General features: G+C 32.4%; 1 protein-coding gene. It reads right to left on the reverse strand.

The features are described from left to right. A partial coding sequence (locus tag AC0IXA_RS28040) for a DEAD/DEAH box helicase (protein ID WP_471814999.1) occupies positions 1-241 on the reverse strand: 241 nt, incomplete at both ends.

A 241-nucleotide genomic window follows, 5' to 3' on the forward strand; every position in this document is an offset into this window, starting at 1 on the left:
CTTCATCTATAATTAAATATGAGGCTAAATGTGCATGAAGATAACCTGAATGTGCTAAATCATTAATTCTTGTTGGTGAACCAATAATGAGTTGTGGTTGATGGTTACATCGTTGTTTATCTTTTTCTAAATCGGTGCCACCAATGAAAAGTTTTACATTTATACCTTTTTTGAATTTTACTAAATGCATAGCAACTTGATAAAGTTGCTGAGCAAGTTCACGTGTTGGAGCTACTACTAT

It is taken from the genome of Pseudomonas sp. AC083, assembly GCF_979253165.1.